Source organism: Halobacillus massiliensis, assembly GCF_900166625.1.
In the GTDB taxonomy this organism is placed as follows: Bacteria; Bacillota; Bacilli; order Bacillales; family Halobacillaceae; genus Halobacillus_A; species Halobacillus_A massiliensis.
In genome coordinates, this window is the sequence record NZ_LT800499.1 from 2,181,732 (window position 1) to 2,198,077 (window position 16,346).

Here is a 16,346-nt window from a genome sequence, read left to right on the forward strand (position 1 = left end):
AGACGATTTGACTAAAATTGACCTAATAGCACTACACATCTATGTTGGGGGAATGAAAAGAATGGAATTTCTCATTTACTTTGCTATTATCTTGATTGTGCCGATTTGGGCATCGTCAAGGGTGAAAAGCACGTATAAGAAATATTCTAAAGTGCCAACCTCCTCGTCTATGACGGGAGCAGAAGTAGCTCGCAAGATTTTAAATGACAATGGTATTTATGATGTAACGATTGAAGAAACACGGGGTATGCTTTCAGATCACTATGACCCTAGAAATAAAGTAATCCGCCTTTCACGGGAAATCTATCACGGTCGTTCCATGGCAGCTTCAGCCGTTGCAGCTCACGAAGTCGGTCATGCGATTCAGGATGATCAGGAATATGCGTTTCTAAAATTCAGAAGTGCACTAGCTCCACTGGCAAGTTTCGGTTCAAACAGCTCAATCTTCCTGATTATTGGAGGGATTCTCCTCAGCTGGTCAGGATTATTGCTGGCAGGTATTGTTTTCTTTGCACTCGCTGTGTTGTTCCAATTTATAACTTTACCAGTTGAGTTTGATGCATCTAACCGTGCTATGGGGCAGCTTGTTTCTACAGGAGTTATTAGAAACGATGAAGAACGTCCTACGAAAAAAGTATTAAATGCAGCCGCCATGACTTATGTGGCCGGTGCATTAGTTGCTTTAGCTGAATTACTAAGATTTGTATTCATGTTTGTTGGCATGAACCAAGATTAATGAATTAAAGCCCTTCTACTATGTAGAAGGGCTTTTTACTTGTTTAAAACCATCTTTATTTGTCTGACCATTTTCCTTTGAACGCTGAATGTTTAGCTGCCTATAAAAGGGCCCATGTTTCGCAGCTGTAGGGAGAGTCCTGTTCCGTTTGCTTTAATGTGGAGCGTCATTCCAGGGAAAGACTCGCTTTCCATGGGCGGACGGTGAGCTTCCTCGGGCTTTTAGCCCTCCGGGATCTCACCCTGTTCTATCCTCCCATAGGAGTCTCGCCGTTTCCCCTGTCCCTTTACGTATTTTTGAGTAATGGAACATATAAGAAGAGAGGATTGATCTCATTAGAGAGCTTAATGAGATTACAGCGTTCCGTTTCCCCATTAAATGTAAAGAGGCTGGGAAATGGCGAGACTCCTGCAGGGAGATAGAGCCAGGGTGAGATCCGCGAGTGCAACGAGCTAGCTCGCCGGCTCCCCGCGGAAAGCGAGCTATTACCCAGCCTCGTTCCTCTTAAACAGTAAACGGAACAACTCATCTTCTTCATAAGTAAGAAAGAGACACGGAAATGGCGATACTCCAGCAGGGAGAATAGAGCCAAGGTGAGATCCGCGAGTGCAGCTCACCAGCTCCCCGAAGAAAGCAGTGCCAAGACTCTTTTCTCGATTTTAATCATCGGATCCGCCTTTTTCCCTTCTCAGAATTGAGGAGAAAAAGAGGAATGTCAACGGACAAGCCTCTTCAACTAAAATTAATCATGAATAGGTTTCTTATTTTCGTCTAATGTGAAGCCCTCGCCGGCTACATCACTGACATGACTGACAGTTACGAACGCATGAGGATCTACTTGATCAATAAGGTTTTTCAAACGAACGATTTCATTTTTTGAGATCACACAGTAAAGGACATCTCTGCGTGCTCCTGTAAAAGAACCCCTTCCCTGCAGGACGGTGACGCCCCGATCCATTTCTTCAAGAATCCGTTCAGAGATTTGCTGACTTCTTTCAGAGATAATGGTTGTGCCTCGTGCTGAATAGGCTCCTTCCTGAATGAAGTCAATCACACGCGCTCCAACGAATACAGCAACCAGGGTGTACATGCCTTTAATATGATCTAAATAAGTAATTATAGAAGTGAAAATAACAATTGCATCAAAGATAAACATAGCGCGTCCCATGCTCCACCCCAGATATTTATTAAGAAGCCGAGCAATGATGTCTACACCGCCTGTGGTTCCTCCATAGCGGAATATAATTCCCAGGCCGACACCGATACAGACACCAGCAAAAAGGGCGGCAAGAGTTAGATCAGCCGCAAGGTCTATTTCGATCATAAATATCTGGGACATCCAAATAAATAATGACACGGAAAAAATACCGATTAGCGAGTAGTAAAAGGTAGTTCTTCCCAGAATTCGCCATCCGATAATAAGGACTGGTATGTTGAGTAAAATGTTCATTAAGGCCGGGTCCCAGTTAAATAAGTAGAGTAAAAGCAGTGTTATTCCTGTAAAACCGCCTTCCCCTAACTCGTTCTGAATGTTAAAGTGTACAAGTCCAAAAGAAAAAATTGCGGATCCTAGCAGGATAAATAGAACATTCTTAATTTTTAATCCGAAAAATTTCAAGATTAATCACCTCCAATAATACATTTACCTTAATCATTATAGAGAATTGCCCTTTTGGCCACAATCTTTAGTTCTAAAAATTTGTCAAAACTTCTCCTTTTGGCTAACATTACAGTAGATATGGCTTAAGAAAAGGAGTTTTTTGATGAATTATTCGACACAGGAAATTCAAGAAAGAGTGGACCGCTACATATCTCAATTTAAAGAAGGATATTTCTCCCCATTAAGCCTGCAGGCACGTTTAACAGAAGAAGTAGGAGAAATGGCAAGGGAAATCAATCATCTATATGGAGAGAAACCTAAGAAATCAACGGAAAAGGAAAAAGCACTGGAGGAAGAGCTTGGGGACGTAATATTTGTTCTCACCTGTTTTGCGAATTCATTAAATATTGATTTATCAGATGCATTTGAAAGGTCTATGAGTAAAATTGAAGTCCGAGATAAAAACCGCTGGACTAGAAAAGAAGGAGAGAAGAATAATGAATAAAATTAAATGTATCGTGGCTGGACCTAGAGGGAAAATGGGGGCAGAAGCCCTTCGTTTAATCGAGAGAGAAGAATCATTGGAGCTTGCTGCATGTATTGACAGAAAGCATGAGGGAGAGCTTGTCAAAAATATTCCTGGACTCCCGGAATTTGAAGCAGTAGTTTACACGGATGCAGAAGCTTGTCTTACTGAGACAGAAGCAGATGTGCTTATTGATTTAACCACCCCCGAATACGGTTACAAACATACAAAGCTTGCCTTAGAAAATGGTGTGCGGCCAGTAGTAGGAACAACTGGATTCACGCAAGAGCAGCTTGAAGAATTAAGACGGTTAGCGGAAGATAAACAACTGGGAGCTGTGATCGCTCCTAACTTTGCAGTAGGAGCGGTTTTGATGATGCAGTTCTCCAAGTGGGCCGCGAAGCATTTTTCAGATGTAGAAATTATTGAGAAGCACCATGACCGAAAATTGGATGCCCCTTCAGGCACAGCTGTAAAAACGGCACAGCTGATACAAGAAGTAAGAGAGTCTCATAAGCAGGGACATCCCGATGAGAAAGAAACATTAGAAGGAGCACGTGGAGCGGATAAGGATGGAATGCGCATCCACAGCATGCGTCTTCCAGGGCTTGTTGCTCACCAGGAAGTTGTATTTGGAGGCACCGGGCAGACGCTTACCATTAAACATGATTCTTATAATAGAGAGTCCTTTATGTCCGGTGTAAAGCTTTCAGCAGAGCAAGTAATGAATTTTACAGGTCTCGTATATGGACTGGAACATCTGCTTGATTAAAGGAGGGAGATTATGAACATTGCTTTAGTTGCCCATGATAAGAAGAAAGAGGAAATGATTCATTTCTCAACCGCTTATAAGGATATTCTAAAAAAACATACTCTATTTGCCACGGGAACAACTGGTACAAAAATTGAAAAGGCCACAGATCTTCAGGTGGAAAAGTTTCAGTCCGGTCCCCTCGGTGGAGACCAGCAGATCGGGGCTAAAATTGCTGAAGAAAAAATGGATCTCATAATTTTCTTGAGAGATCCTCTCACCGCTCAGCCTCATGAACCGGATATTACAGCTCTGCTTCGTTTATGTGATGTTCATCAGATCCCTGTAGTGACAAATCTGGCCGGTGCAGAAATCGTGATTCGCGCACTCGAACGAGGAGAACTGGACTGGAGAAAAATCATGAAAGAAAAGAAAGACTAGGTGTAAGTTTATGACAAAAATCGGTATCACCTGTTATCCAACTGTGGGAGGATCAGGTGTAATTGCAACTGAATTAGGAAAATTACTGGCTGAAAAGGGGCATGAAATCCATTTTATTGCTTCTCAAGTTCCTTTTCGGCTCAACCGGGTATATCCAAATATTTTTTATCACGAAGTAGAAGTGAGTAATTACCCTGTCTTTCAGCATCCTCCTTATGATTTGTCACTTGCTAATAAAATGGCTGAAGTGATTGAAAGGGAAGAGCTCGACATTTTGCATGTCCATTATGCGATGCCTCACGCAGTTGTGGCAATCTTAGCTAAACAAATGTGCCAGAGGAATATAAAGATAATTACTACTCTTCATGGCACAGACATTACGGTGCTCGGCATCGATGCGAGTTTAAAAAGAATGATCCGTTTTGGCATTGAAAAGTCAGACAGAGTAACTGCTGTTTCTAATAGTCTTGTCCAGCAGACCATTGAACAGTTGGAAACAAACAAACAGATGGACGTCATCTATAACTTTGTGGATGAAAGAGAATACTTCCGTAAAAGCTCTAATTTACGTTCCCAATTTAATATTAAAGAAAATGAGAAAGTTGTCATTCATATATCAAACTTTCGAAAAGTGAAAAGAGTCCCCGATATTATAAAAGTATTTCATGCGATTTCAGAAGAGATGCCTGCAAAACTCCTGCTTGTCGGAGATGGCCCTGAATATTCAGATTGTTATCAGCTTGTAAGAAATCTTAATCTTGAAGATAAAGTATTATTTTTAGGAAAACAGGATAATGTGAGTGATCTTTTATCTATCTCTGATTTAAAACTGCTCCTTTCTGAAAAAGAAAGCTTCGGTCTTGTCTTGTTAGAAGCAATGGCATGTGGAGTTCCTTCTATCGGAACTAACGTTGGAGGCATTCCGGAAGTTATTGACCATGGGGAAACAGGCTTTATTGGAGAACTAGGGAACATTCAGCAGTTAAGCCGGTATGCCCTTGAGCTTTTAACAGATGAAGAACGCCTGGCTGCTTTTTCTCGTCGGGCAGAGAGTGTTGTTAAAGATAAATTCTCCTCTTCATTAATTGTTCGACAATATGAAGAGCTGTATGATCAGGTGTTACAAGATGAATGAACAGTTAATTAAAGCCTTTAGAGTCGTCCATAAGATAACAGAAGCCGGCGGGAAGGCTCATATTGTCGGCGGGGCGTTAAGAGATGCACTGCTTCAAAGAGAAACCGGAGATGTTGATATTGCTACATCCTTTACACCTGAAGAAGTGATGAAAGTTTTTGAAAAAGTTATTCCTGTAGGCATTGAACATGGAACGGTTATTGTCCGCTATCAGTCTGAATCTTTTGAAGTGACAACTTATCGTACAGAGGAAGGCTATGAAGATTATCGTCATCCTGATAAAGTAGCCTTTGTCCGGTCAATTGAAGAAGACCTGGCAAGAAGAGACTTTACCATTAATGCGATGGCGATGGATGATACAGAAAAGGTTATTGACCCTTTTTGTGGACAGCAGGACTTAAACGATAAGGTCATTCGGGCCGTTGGCAATGCTGAGGAAAGATTTAAGGAAGACCCGCTTCGTATGATGAGAGCTCTTCGTTTTTGCAGTCAGCTGGAATTTAAACTTGAAAAGGCAACACATGAAGCGATGATTACACAGGCCCATTTACTTAATTATATATCGACAGAAAGAATTGCTGCAGAATTCGAAAAACTGATGGCTGGCCCTGGGTTTAAAGAAGCATTGAAGATCTGTAAGAACGTGGAGCTTTACCGCTGGTTTCCTATTTTCAAAGAAGAACCAGGATTAATCGATCAGATACCAAGGGTTAGATTATACTCATTTGCAGAAGTCATTGCTTTTTACAGAGAATTTTCTTCTACCTTTACAAGTGAATGGATAAAAGAGTGGAAACTATCTAATAGAGTAAAACGGGAAACTGTTCAGTTATCCGAGGCACTCAGCCGGTTCAAAATAGGTGAAAAGTTGTCCTGGATCGTTTACAAGATTCCTGATTCCCTTATCATCCCTTTCAGCCGTTTGGCAACAGCTTTAGAACTGACATTAAGTGAAGAAGTCCTGTTAGAAGAGCATAGAAAGCTTTCGATTCAAGACAGGAAAGAGCTGGCTTTTCAGGCAGAAGATCTTCTGAATGTTTTAAATGAAAGGGATAAAGGACCGTGGATTGGACAACTTTTAGAAGAGATAGAATACGCTGTCGTGACGAACCAGCTAGTGAATAGTTATCAATCTATAAAGGAATGGGCAATCAAATGGAATCTACCCGAAACCGATTAATACACATACTTAATAAAAACGAAGGATACCAATCCGGACAAGAACTCTCTGATCAGCTGGGAATTTCCAGAACAGCTGTTTGGAAACATATGAAGGAACTTGAGAAGGATGGATATGAGATCGAAGCCGTCCAGCGAAAAGGTTATCGAATTGTCTCTTCGCCTGACAAAATCAGTGAAAATACGATTCAGTGGGGATTAAAAACGAAGTGGATGGCAGGTCAGCTTCATCACTTTGAAGAAGTAAGTTCCACCCAGGAAATTGCCCATCAGCTGGCCAAGCAGGGAAAACCACATGGAACGGTGGTAATTGCTGATCAGCAGCTTAGTGGGAAAGGACGAATGGAACGACCGTGGGACTCTCCAAAAGGAAAAGGAATTTGGATGAGCATGCTTCTTCGTCCGAAACTGCCTCCTATTCAGGCCCCTCAGTTGACACTTCTCACCGCCACTGTTCTTGCAGAAGTTATAGAACAGAAGACTGGGCTAAAGCCGCAAATAAAATGGCCGAACGACATTCTAATCCAGCATAAAAAAATGGCAGGCATCTTGACAGAAATGCAGGCCGAGCAGGATCAAATCCAATATGTAGTGATAGGTACCGGATTAAACATCAATCAGAAGGCTGAAGATATCGCACAGGAAATTCATTACAAAGCTACTTCTCTTTTGATGGAGACACAAGAGGAATGGGGAATTCAAGATTTCATTCAGTCGCTGCTCGTTCAATTTGAGGAAACGTACGACCGTTATATAGAAGAAGGTTTTCAGCATGTGAAGCAGAAGTGGGAAACCTATGGATATAAGATTGGGGAAGAAGTGGAAATAACAACTTTAAGAAAGAGTTGGAAAGCTACGCTGCTCGGAATAGAACCAGATGGTGCTTTACGAGCCAGAGACCGTGAGGGAAACGAAGAGAAGCTGTATTCTGCTGAAATTCACTGGGGAGAAGGAGGCTACCATGCTTAATAACACGAAATTTCTAAAGATGAAAGAAGAAAAAAATAAAATTACAATGGTTACCGCTTATGATTATCCTTCTGCTAAAACAGCCGAACAAGCTGGAATGGATATGATATTAGTCGGTGACAGTCTCGGAATGGTTGTCTTAGGTTATGAATCCACCATTCCCGTAACGTTAAATGATATGTGCCATCACGGCAAAGCAGTCCGAAGAGGAGCACCTCAGACGTTTGTCGTCGTTGATATGCCGTTTATGTCTTATCACATATCACTGGAAGAAACTTTAAAAAACGCTGCAAGGCTCTACCAGGAGACAGGAGCACAGGCATTGAAAGTCGAAGGAGCAGGTAATGTACTTCCAAAGATTAAACAACTAACTGAGGGAGGTATACCTGTCGTTGGGCATTTAGGTTTAACTCCCCAGTCTGTTAACGTACTGGGAGGCTATAAAGTACAGGGGAAAGATGCTGAAGCTGCTGGCCAGCTTCTCCGCGATTCTCTTGCTGTTGAAGAGGCTGGGGCTATTATGCTCGTACTTGAATGTGTTCCAAAAGAGCTTGCCGCTCTCATCACGGAAGAATTATCAATTCCTGTCATCGGGATAGGAGCAGGAGCATCTGTTGATGGTCAGGTGCTCGTTTACCATGACATTTTAAAATATGGCGTAGATCGTCTTCCTAAGTTTGTTCAGTCCTATATGGACAGCAACGAAACGATCACCAGCGCGATTCACGCCTATGTAAATGATGTGAAGACAGGTGAGTTTCCAGCAGAGGAACACACCTTTACAATGGACCGATCCCTATTGCCGCAAAGACCGGAGTTTGAATGATGCAAATTTTCGAAGATATTCTTACCATCCAGACGAGAACAAAAGAATTAAAAGCGAGTGGAAAAAAAATCGGGTTTGTACCAACGATGGGTTATTTACACGAGGGACACATAGAGCTGATAAAAAGAGCCAGAGACGAAAACGATGTTGTCATTCTCAGCATCTTTATAAATCCGCTCCAATTTGGTGACAATGAAGACCTTGATAACTATCCCAAAGACCGGGAGAATGATTTAATAAAGGCAAAAGAACATGGGGTGGATTTTGTCTTTTACCCTACAGAAAAGGTGATGTATCCAGAGCCGATGTCTCTTTCTATTTCCGTTACTAAGCGTACAAACGTTTTATGCGGAAGGAGCCGGCCAGGTCACTTTGAAGGTGTTGTAACCGTTTTAACCAAACTATTTAACATCTGCCAGCCTGATAAAGCTTATTTTGGGCAAAAAGATGCTCAGCAGGTTGCAGTAGTCGATTCCCTCATTCGTGATTTCAATTTTCCTATTGAACTTGTTTCTGTCCCGACGGTCAGGGAAGCAGACGGCCTTGCAAAGAGCAGCAGAAATGTGAATTTAAGTGCTGAAGAGCGTACGGAAGCTCCATCAATCTATGAGGCGCTTAAATTCGGGCATTCTTTGACAGAAAAAGGAGAACAAAATCCTTTAGATATCATTAAGCAGACTAGACAGTTTCTTGAAAATAAAACTCGTGGTAAAATAGACTATATTGAATTATTATCTTATCCTGAGCTGGAGACTGTTGACAGTGTAAATGGACAGGTTATTTTGGCGGCAGCTGTAAAATACAGCAAAGCAAGGCTTATTGATAATCTTGTTTTTGAAACATCCCAGCATGCTTAATGATCGAGGAGGAAACATTGTGTTTCGAACAATGATGAAATCAAAAATACATCGTGCCCGCGTAACGCAGGCAAATTTAAATTACGTTGGAAGCATTACGATAGACCAGGATATTTTAGATACCGTAGGAATTCTCCCTCATGAGAAGGTCCAGGTTGTTAATAATAATAACGGGGCACGGTTAGAGACATATGTTATTCCGGGGGAAAGAGGCAGCAGAGTAGTCTGCTTAAATGGAGCTGCTGCTCGACTTGTCCAGCCTGAAGACATTGTTATAATTGTTTCTTATGCTATGCTCAGCGAGGAAGAACTTACTGAATTTAAACCAAAGATCGCACTTATGGATGAAAATAATGATGTGGTTGAGGTCATAGAAGAAGAACCGCCGCTTACCGCAGTTACTTTATAAATACTAAGTCACGTAGTAAGGATCTTGGCCCAGTCAACACGGCAAGGTCCTTATTTTATGCCGGCAGGAATAAGGAGGTCGCTTTGGTTGTCTGCTTTTGCAATTATAGATTTAGAAACAACTGGAAATTCATCCTCGCAAAATGATCGTGTTATTGAAATTGGAATTGTCGTTATAAAAGATGGAACCGTAACTGAAGAGTTCTCGAGTCTCGTTTATCCAGAGCGGAAAATTCCTCCTTTTATTACGTCATTAACAGGTATTGCTGATGAGGATGTGATGGAAGCTCCCTTGTTTTCGGAAATAGTAGAGGAAGTGTACAGGATTTGTCAGGGAACCTATATTGTGGCACACAATATAGAGTTTGATATGCGTTTCTTAAATGCAGAGCTTAAGGCGTGCGGCTATCCTCCTCTACATAACCCTATGCTTGATACTGTTGAGCTTGCACGGATTCTTCTTCCGACGTCCCCCAGTTTTAAGCTGGGACGGCTTGCCCAAAAATTAGAGCTGGGACACGACCGTCCGCACCGTGCCCTGTCAGATGCCCAGGTGACAGGGGATCTTCTTTTATACCTGCTCAATGTATTAAAAAAGCTTCCTGAAAGAACACTTACTTATCTGCTTAAAATTTCAGGAAATTTAAAAAGTGAATGGAGACCCTTTCTCAAATCTGCCATTGAGACATCGAGGTATCAGACGCACTCTGACAGTGCTCATGATCTTTGGTACGGTATCGCTGTGAAGAAGATAGAAGACATGGCCCGTTATAAGCCTCAAATTGATGAGGAGTTTTCCTCGTGGAGCAAACAGATTTTACAAGGGAACGATGGATTACAAACACATAGGAAAGGGTTCGAATACAGAAAAGGCCAGGAGGAAATGGTGCACAAGGTATTTCAATCTCTTACTGAAAGTCGGCATGCCATTATCGAAGCTGGAGCAGGTACAGGGAAATCAATCGGTTACTTACTTCCCTCCCTTTACTATGCTTTAAAGTACAATCAAAAAGTGGTCGTCTCTACTTATACGACGTCATTACAGAATCAGCTGTTATATGAAGAAATTCCTAAATTAGCACAGCTGACAAACCGACCTGTAAACACTGTATTATACAAAGGGAGAAGCCACTATATCAGCTTGCTCCATTTTAAATATGAGCTGGATCATACAGAAGAGGATAATTATGATACGGCCCTTACTAAAGCAATGATCCTTGTCTGGCTGACGGAGACAACAACAGGAGATATTGATGAAATCCAGCTGCCTTCAAATGGTGAACAGTTCTGGCATAAGATTTCTGCAGAACAGACGGGTAAAGTAGATACAGCAGCCGGTACCTATTTTAGGCTGGCAGAAAAGCGAGCAGAGGAAGCAGATATAGTGATAACCAACCATTCTATTCTCTGTCTTGATTTACTAAGTACTAAGCCCCATCTGCCTGTATTTGATAAAGTCATCATTGACGAAGCTCATCAGTTTGAAGCGGCTGCCAGCAGATATTTTGGAATAAAGCTGAATGTTAAGGAACTGCAGAAGCAGCTCTCACAAGTTAATGATGGCCTTTCCGATAAGTCATTGGCAGCTGGACGTCGCAGGATTGATCAGTGCAGATCTGCTGTTGATGAAGCGAAAGAAGAGCTGACTCAGCTGTCAAAATTTTTATACAGCCGTCTGAGAAGAAAGAGAAAGAGAGCAGCCCTCTCTAAAAATGATGTCGGGAGAATTCAGCTGCCGTTTAATGATATTAAAGACCCTTCTTTGTTAACTACCGCTCATGAAATGGTTCAGAGATTTTTAGGCAGTCTGTCTGCTGCTGCTCGCAGCATGCAGTCAATCATTGATCAGATTACCGTTCAAGAGCAGCTGTCAAGTGATGCTGTAGAAAACATTTTGACAAGCCGTCTGAAACATTCTTTAGATATTTGTCATCAAATGAAAGAGGATCTCGGCAGTTATTTTACGTCACAAGACGAGGAAGAGACGAAATGGATTGAAATCGACGGGGATGGACCGAACCATTCAACTTTCTTATTCAGTGAGCCTGTTCATTTAGAGAAGCTGCTGGATGATAAGCTCTTTCAGAAGAAGAGCAGTGTCATTTTAACGAGCGCGACACTTTCAGCGAGCAGATCGTTTTCTTATTTTAAAAATAGTATGGGACTTAACGGGCAAATGAATCTTATCGAGACGGCCATACCTTCCCCTTATAATTTTGAAGAAAAGGTCAGGCTGATGGTTCCTCGTGATTTTCCAAACATTAAAGACGATCCCGATGAATATGTGTTAGCGGTTGGGGAAGCTATTTATTCGATGGCCCATGTCACTAAAGGAAGAATGCTCGTCTTATTTACTTCGTATGATATGCTTCGTAAAACGTATGACTTATTAAAAGAATTAATCTTGCCGGAAGAATATATGATATTTGGACAGGGTGTCTCGAGCGGGAGCAGGGATCGGTTAAAGAAAAATTTCCAATCTTTTGACCAGTCTATTCTGCTTGGTACGAGTTCTTTCTGGGAAGGAGTAGATATTCCGGGTGATGATTTATCATGTCTTGTAATTGTCAGACTCCCTTTCCATCCGCCAGACCAGCCGGTACAGAAGCGAAAAGAAATGGAACTGAAAGAAATGGGGAGAAATCCTTTTATGGAATACTCTCTTCCACAGGCGATCCTTCGTTTCAGACAGGGTTTTGGAAGGCTGATAAGAACGAGTACTGACAGGGGCATTGTTTTCGTTTGTGATCAGCGACTTATGGAAGCTAGATATGGAAAGTACTTTATAAATTCCATTCCAGAAGTTCCCATTTCATATAACTCAACAACAAAGTTAATACAGGAGATGGAAGATTGGCTCTAATTATAAGGAGATGATTTCATTTCAGCTATTTCCTGTTATAATTAACGAAGTCGATAAATAATGAGAAGAAAAAGGCAGGGGAAGCACAGATGAGTAACAAGTTAGAAACACTTTCTACTGTTAGGGTTCAGAAAACAGATGATTTATATAAGCTTGTAGATACACTGAATCGTACATTAAAAGAAGAAAACTTAATGTTTGGAATGGCGCTAGATGAAGATGATCGGGACACAGCCGTCTTCACGATATACCGTACCTAGATGGATGAAATGGACGCTTGTTATCGGGTCTATATTATGCTTTATTATCTTTTTACTAGGCATGTGGATGTATTCACATATTAATGCCAGCAAAACACAGGATTTTGACCGAGCTGAATCTTTTGCGACACAAGAGGCGGGGTTCAGGCAGGTTGATAAAGTAACAAGGTATAATGGAAAATCCGTTATTCATATCGTTCAAGGTGCGAATGAAGAGGGAGAAAGCATTTATGGATTTATTAATTTAGCAGATAATAAACTATTAATAACTCTTGATGCTGAGCAAATGATAAGCAAAGAAGCTGTCAGAAATGACAGTGAAGCTTCCTGCAGCAGCTGTGAATGGATAGACACTCAGCTGGCGTATGAAGAAAACCGCCCGGTGTGGGAACTTACTTATAAGGATGAAAGCAACCGCTATGTATTTGAATACATCGATGTTGAAAACGGCGAACGGATCCAGAGGTTTGCCTTTAGGCAGTCTTAAATTTAAGAAGGAGTGAACAAATTTGGAATTAGCACAAAGAGTACAAGCATTAACACCATCAAGCACACTTGCCATCACAGCAAAAGCAAAAGCACTAAAAGCAGAAGGTCATGATGTCATTGGACTGGGCGCTGGGGAGCCGGATTTTAATACTCCATCACATATTCTTGAAGCAGCGAAACGTTCAATGGATGAAGGGCATACTAAATATACTCCGGCGGGAGGGATTCCTTCTTTAAAAGATGCGATTATCCAAAAAATGAAAGGTGATCAGGGTCTTACTTATGCCCAGTCACAAGTTATTGTGACAACAGGTGCGAAGCATGCCTTATTTACTTTGTTTCAAGTTCTTCTTAACAAAGGCGATGAAGTGATTGTGCCAGCTCCTTATTGGGTAAGTTATCCAGAACAAGTGAAATTGGCAGAAGGCGAACCGGTAGTTGTAGAGACATCGGAGAAGCAGCAGTTCAAATTAACACCCGATCAGCTTGAAGGAGCGGTTACGGAAAAAACAAAAGCGGTAATTATTAATTCACCAAGTAATCCAACAGGGATGATGTACACAGAAGATGAACTTCAGGCACTGGGAGAAGTGTGCCTGAAACATAACATACTGATTGTCTCCGATGAAATCTATGAAAAACTGACATATACAGATACACCTCACGTCTCTATGGCTCAACTGTCAGAAGACCTTTACAAACAGACGGTAATTATTAATGGTGTCTCCAAATCGCACTCGATGACCGGCTGGAGAATTGGCTATGCCCTAGGTAATCCAGACCTCATTAAAGCGATGACGAACCTGGCTTCTCATTCTACATCAAACCCGACTTCAGTTGCTCAATATGCAGCTCTTGCCGCTTATACGGGGTCAAATGAGAAGGTAAATGAAATGAAATTAGCCTTCAAAGAGCGTTTAGAGAAGCTTCATGAATGGCTTGTTAATATTCCAGGAGTCCATTGTGAAAAACCGGAAGGAGCTTTTTACCTCTTTCCTAACGTTAAAGAGGCAGCGGACAGCTGTGGATTTAATAGTGTAGATGACTGGGTAAAAGCGTTGTTGGATGAAGAAAAGGTAGCTCTAGTTCCTGGCTCCGGGTTTGGGTCGCCAGAAAACGTCCGTCTGAGCTATGCCACTTCACTTGATCAGCTGGAAGAAGCAGCGGCCCGCATTAAGAGATTCGTCGAAAATCATCAATCTTAAAGTAGAGCATGGAGGTTTTTAGTGTGAAGACAACAATTTCAGAAGTATCGAAATATGCAGGACAGGAGGTTACCATCGGCGCATGGCTGAGCAATAAGCGTTCAAGCGGAAAAATTGCTTTTTTACAGCTGCGTGACGGTACTGGGTTCATGCAGGGAGTCATTGTAAAAGCTGAATTGGGAGAAGAGAAATTCCAAGAAGCTAAGGCATTAACTCAGGAAACATCTTTATATGTAACAGGTACCATCGTCGAGGATACACGTTCCTCTTTTGGCTATGAAATGCAGGTGAAGGACTTTGAAATCATTCATGAAGCCGTTGATTATCCTATCACTCCAAAAGAACATGGTACTGAGTTCTTAATGGACCACCGCCACTTATGGCTGCGCTCCAGAAAGCAGCATGCCGTAATGAAAGTGCGCAATGAAATCATCCGGGCAACTTACGAGTTTTTTAATGACAATGGTTATACAAAAATTGACCCTCCTATTTTGACAGGAGCGTCCGCAGAAGGTACAACAGAGCTGTTCCATACGAAGTATTTCGATGAAGATGCTTTCCTTTCCCAAAGCGGCCAGCTTTATATGGAAGCAGCTGCCATGGCTTTTGGAAAAGTGTTCAGCTTCGGTCCTACGTTCCGTGCAGAGAAGTCAAAAACCCGTCGTCACTTGATTGAATTCTGGATGATTGAACCGGAAATGGCTTTTATGGACCATGAAGACAGCTTACAGGTTCAAGAGCAGTATGTTTCTCATATTGTAGAATCAGTTCTTGAAAATTGTAAACTGGATCTGGAAGCACTGGGGCGGGATACTACAGCTTTGGAAAAAATTAAAGCCCCTTTCCCGCGTATCAGCTATGATAAAGCCATTGACCTGTTAAAAGAAAAAGGGTTTAATGATATCGAGTGGGGAGAAGACTTTGGTGCTCCTCATGAAACAGCGATTGCTGAAAGCTTCGATAAGCCGGTGTTTATTACGAACTACCCGGCAGAAATTAAAGCCTTCTATATGAAGCCGGATCCAGATCGGCCAGAAGTAGTGCTGTGCGCGGACTTAATCGCCCCTGAAGGATATGGAGAGATTATTGGCGGCTCTCAGCGGATCGATGATTTAGCGTTGATGAAACAGCGTTACGATGAACATGAATTGTCAGGGGACGCCTATCAATGGTATTTGCAGCTTCGTGAGTACGGAAGCGTTCCCCATTCCGGATTTGGACTTGGGCTTGAACGCACAGTTGCCTGGCTTTCAGGAGTAGAGCATGTCAGAGAAACAATTCCGTTTCCACGCCTGCTTAACCGCTTGTATCCATAAGAAATAAAGACCTTGGAAACACCGATAAAGGAAGCTCCTAAATCGGTGTTTTCCTTGTTTTAAACACCAGGAAATGAGGTGATGGGAATGGCAAAATACCGTAAATTTCAAGAAATTCTGGACAGCCAGATTTCCATTCCGAAAGCTTTGATCACAGAATACAGAAGGCTGGGTATTGGTGAAAAAGAACTTGTTATTATTCTGCAGCTGCATCAGTTTCACATTTCAGGCAACTCTTTTCCTACTCCAGATGAGCTCGCAGGCATTACATCTTTCACTACACAGGAGTGTACACAGATTCTTCGTGTCTTAATACAGAAACACATCATTACTATTGAGCAGCAGGGAGGCACCTCAAGGAGTGTAGGGGATGAGTGCTATTCATTAGAGCCGCTGTGGGAAAAGTTATTTACCTGCTCCTCAAACGGCCAGACACCCAGACAGTCATCAGAGAATGTTTTTTCTTTATTTGAACAGGAATTCGGACGCCCGCTGTCTCCTTTTGAAATAGAAAATATTAATATTTGGCTCGATCAAGAAGAACAGGAGCCGGCTTTAATTAAAGCAGCATTAAGGGAAGCAGTATTAATGGGTAAATTGAATTTTAAATATATTGATCGTATTTTAAGAGAATGGAAGAAAAAAGGAATTCATTCTGTAGAGCAGGCGAGACAGCACGGGAAACAATTCAGACAGGGACAGGCTAAAGAGTTTGGAACAAAACAGAAAGCCGCACCAAAAAGAGATGTCTCTTTATATTATAACTGGCTGGAAGAGGAATAAGG

General features: G+C 41.8%; 17 protein-coding genes. 16 read left to right on the plus strand and 1 reads right to left on the minus strand.

The features are described from left to right. Positions 1-61: 61 nt before the first annotated feature. The gene (locus B7E06_RS10885; RefSeq protein ID WP_082234006.1) at positions 62-736 is read left to right on the plus strand and encodes a zinc metallopeptidase; all 675 of its coding nucleotides are present in this window, start codon (positions 62-64) and stop codon (positions 734-736) included. A gap of 742 nt (positions 737-1,478) precedes the next feature. On the opposite strand, the gene B7E06_RS10890 is transcribed toward B7E06_RS10885, so the two are convergent. Beyond that, positions 1,479-2,354: a YitT family protein gene (locus tag B7E06_RS10890; protein ID WP_082234007.1), complete on the minus strand. Its 876-nt coding sequence runs from the start codon at positions 2,352-2,354 to the stop codon at positions 1,479-1,481. Between the two features lie 145 nt (positions 2,355-2,499). Between B7E06_RS10890 and B7E06_RS10895 the strand changes: the two genes are divergently transcribed. The 15 genes from B7E06_RS10895 to B7E06_RS10965 all read left to right on the plus strand — a co-directional run bounded on the left by B7E06_RS10895 (position 2,500) and on the right by B7E06_RS10965 (position 16,344). Then, positions 2,500-2,841, plus strand: coding sequence for a nucleotide pyrophosphohydrolase (locus B7E06_RS10895; RefSeq protein WP_082234008.1), 342 nt, complete (start codon positions 2,500-2,502; stop codon positions 2,839-2,841). Beyond that, positions 2,834-3,634, plus strand: a complete 801-nt coding sequence (dapB, locus tag B7E06_RS10900; RefSeq protein ID WP_082234009.1) for a 4-hydroxy-tetrahydrodipicolinate reductase — start codon at positions 2,834-2,836, stop codon at positions 3,632-3,634. The genes B7E06_RS10895 and dapB overlap by 8 nt, the downstream gene beginning before the upstream one ends. Before the next feature lie 12 nt (positions 3,635-3,646). Then, entirely contained in the window at positions 3,647-4,054 is a 408-nt protein-coding gene (gene mgsA, locus B7E06_RS10905) for a methylglyoxal synthase (RefSeq protein WP_082234010.1), read from the plus strand. A gap of 10 nt (positions 4,055-4,064) precedes the next feature. After that, complete coding sequence (gene bshA / locus B7E06_RS10910) at positions 4,065-5,189, plus strand: N-acetyl-alpha-D-glucosaminyl L-malate synthase BshA (protein ID WP_082234011.1); 1,125 nt, start codon at positions 4,065-4,067, stop codon at positions 5,187-5,189. Next, entirely contained in the window at positions 5,182-6,369 is a 1,188-nt protein-coding gene (locus B7E06_RS10915; protein ID WP_082234012.1) for a CCA tRNA nucleotidyltransferase, read from the plus strand. The genes bshA and B7E06_RS10915 overlap by 8 nt, the downstream gene beginning before the upstream one ends. Continuing rightward, a complete protein-coding gene (locus B7E06_RS10920) occupies positions 6,345-7,337 on the plus strand; it encodes a biotin--[acetyl-CoA-carboxylase] ligase (protein ID WP_082234013.1) in 993 nt (330 codons plus the stop codon). The genes B7E06_RS10915 and B7E06_RS10920 overlap by 25 nt, the downstream gene beginning before the upstream one ends. After that, positions 7,330-8,163 carry a 3-methyl-2-oxobutanoate hydroxymethyltransferase gene (gene panB / locus B7E06_RS10925; protein ID WP_082234014.1) on the plus strand — a complete coding sequence of 278 codons (834 nt, stop codon included), beginning with the start codon at positions 7,330-7,332 and terminating at the stop codon, positions 8,161-8,163. The genes B7E06_RS10920 and panB overlap by 8 nt, the downstream gene beginning before the upstream one ends. After that, positions 8,163-9,020, plus strand: a complete 858-nt coding sequence (panC, locus tag B7E06_RS10930) for a pantoate--beta-alanine ligase (protein ID WP_082234015.1) — start codon at positions 8,163-8,165, stop codon at positions 9,018-9,020. Before panB ends, panC begins: the two co-directional genes overlap by 1 nt. A 19-nt stretch (positions 9,021-9,039) precedes the next feature. Then, a complete protein-coding gene (gene panD / locus B7E06_RS10935) occupies positions 9,040-9,429 on the plus strand; it encodes an aspartate 1-decarboxylase (RefSeq protein ID WP_082234016.1) in 390 nt (129 codons plus the stop codon). Positions 9,430-9,516: 87 nt separating this feature from the next. After that, positions 9,517-12,291 (plus strand): ATP-dependent DNA helicase DinG, encoded by a 2,775-nt coding sequence (gene dinG / locus B7E06_RS10940; protein WP_082234017.1) that lies wholly within the window; start codon positions 9,517-9,519, stop codon positions 12,289-12,291. A gap of 89 nt (positions 12,292-12,380) precedes the next feature. Continuing rightward, positions 12,381-12,551: a YpmA family protein gene (locus B7E06_RS10945; RefSeq protein ID WP_082234018.1), complete on the plus strand. Its 171-nt coding sequence runs from the start codon at positions 12,381-12,383 to the stop codon at positions 12,549-12,551. Further along, positions 12,505-13,038 carry a cell wall elongation regulator TseB-like domain-containing protein gene (locus B7E06_RS10950; protein WP_143414485.1) on the plus strand — a complete coding sequence of 178 codons (534 nt, stop codon included), beginning with the start codon at positions 12,505-12,507 and terminating at the stop codon, positions 13,036-13,038. The genes B7E06_RS10945 and B7E06_RS10950 overlap by 47 nt, the downstream gene beginning before the upstream one ends. A 22-nt stretch (positions 13,039-13,060) precedes the next feature. Further along, positions 13,061-14,245 carry a pyridoxal phosphate-dependent aminotransferase gene (locus B7E06_RS10955; RefSeq protein ID WP_082234020.1) on the plus strand — a complete coding sequence of 395 codons (1,185 nt, stop codon included), beginning with the start codon at positions 13,061-13,063 and terminating at the stop codon, positions 14,243-14,245. A gap of 23 nt (positions 14,246-14,268) precedes the next feature. Next, positions 14,269-15,561, plus strand: coding sequence for an asparagine--tRNA ligase (gene asnS, locus B7E06_RS10960; protein WP_082234021.1), 1,293 nt, complete (start codon positions 14,269-14,271; stop codon positions 15,559-15,561). A gap of 87 nt (positions 15,562-15,648) precedes the next feature. Beyond that, positions 15,649-16,344 (plus strand): DnaD domain-containing protein, encoded by a 696-nt coding sequence (locus B7E06_RS10965; RefSeq protein WP_082235984.1) that lies wholly within the window; start codon positions 15,649-15,651, stop codon positions 16,342-16,344. Positions 16,345-16,346 lie beyond the last annotated feature (2 nt).

Excerpts from the sequence above, each read along its gene's own strand:
- B7E06_RS10950 (WP_143414485.1), top strand. The coding sequence starts at position 12,505 with ATGAAGATGATCGGGACACAGCCGTCTTCACGATATACCGTACCTAGA.
- B7E06_RS10915 (WP_082234012.1), top strand. The coding sequence starts at position 5,182 with ATGAATGAACAGTTAATTAAAGCCTTTAGAGTCGTCCATAAGATAACA.
- panB (WP_082234014.1), top strand. The coding sequence starts at position 7,330 with ATGCTTAATAACACGAAATTTCTAAAGATGAAAGAAGAAAAAAATAAA.
- panC (WP_082234015.1), top strand. The coding sequence starts at position 8,163 with ATGCAAATTTTCGAAGATATTCTTACCATCCAGACGAGAACAAAAGAA.
- B7E06_RS10895 (WP_082234008.1), top strand. The coding sequence starts at position 2,500 with ATGAATTATTCGACACAGGAAATTCAAGAAAGAGTGGACCGCTACATA.
- mgsA (WP_082234010.1), top strand. The coding sequence starts at position 3,647 with ATGAACATTGCTTTAGTTGCCCATGATAAGAAGAAAGAGGAAATGATT.
- dapB (WP_082234009.1), top strand. The coding sequence starts at position 2,834 with ATGAATAAAATTAAATGTATCGTGGCTGGACCTAGAGGGAAAATGGGG.
- B7E06_RS10965 (WP_082235984.1), top strand. The coding sequence starts at position 15,649 with ATGGCAAAATACCGTAAATTTCAAGAAATTCTGGACAGCCAGATTTCC.
- B7E06_RS10920 (WP_082234013.1), top strand. The coding sequence starts at position 6,345 with ATGGAATCTACCCGAAACCGATTAATACACATACTTAATAAAAACGAA.
- B7E06_RS10885 (WP_082234006.1), top strand. The coding sequence starts at position 62 with ATGGAATTTCTCATTTACTTTGCTATTATCTTGATTGTGCCGATTTGG.
- bshA (WP_082234011.1), top strand. The coding sequence starts at position 4,065 with ATGACAAAAATCGGTATCACCTGTTATCCAACTGTGGGAGGATCAGGT.
- B7E06_RS10945 (WP_082234018.1), top strand. The coding sequence starts at position 12,381 with ATGAGTAACAAGTTAGAAACACTTTCTACTGTTAGGGTTCAGAAAACA.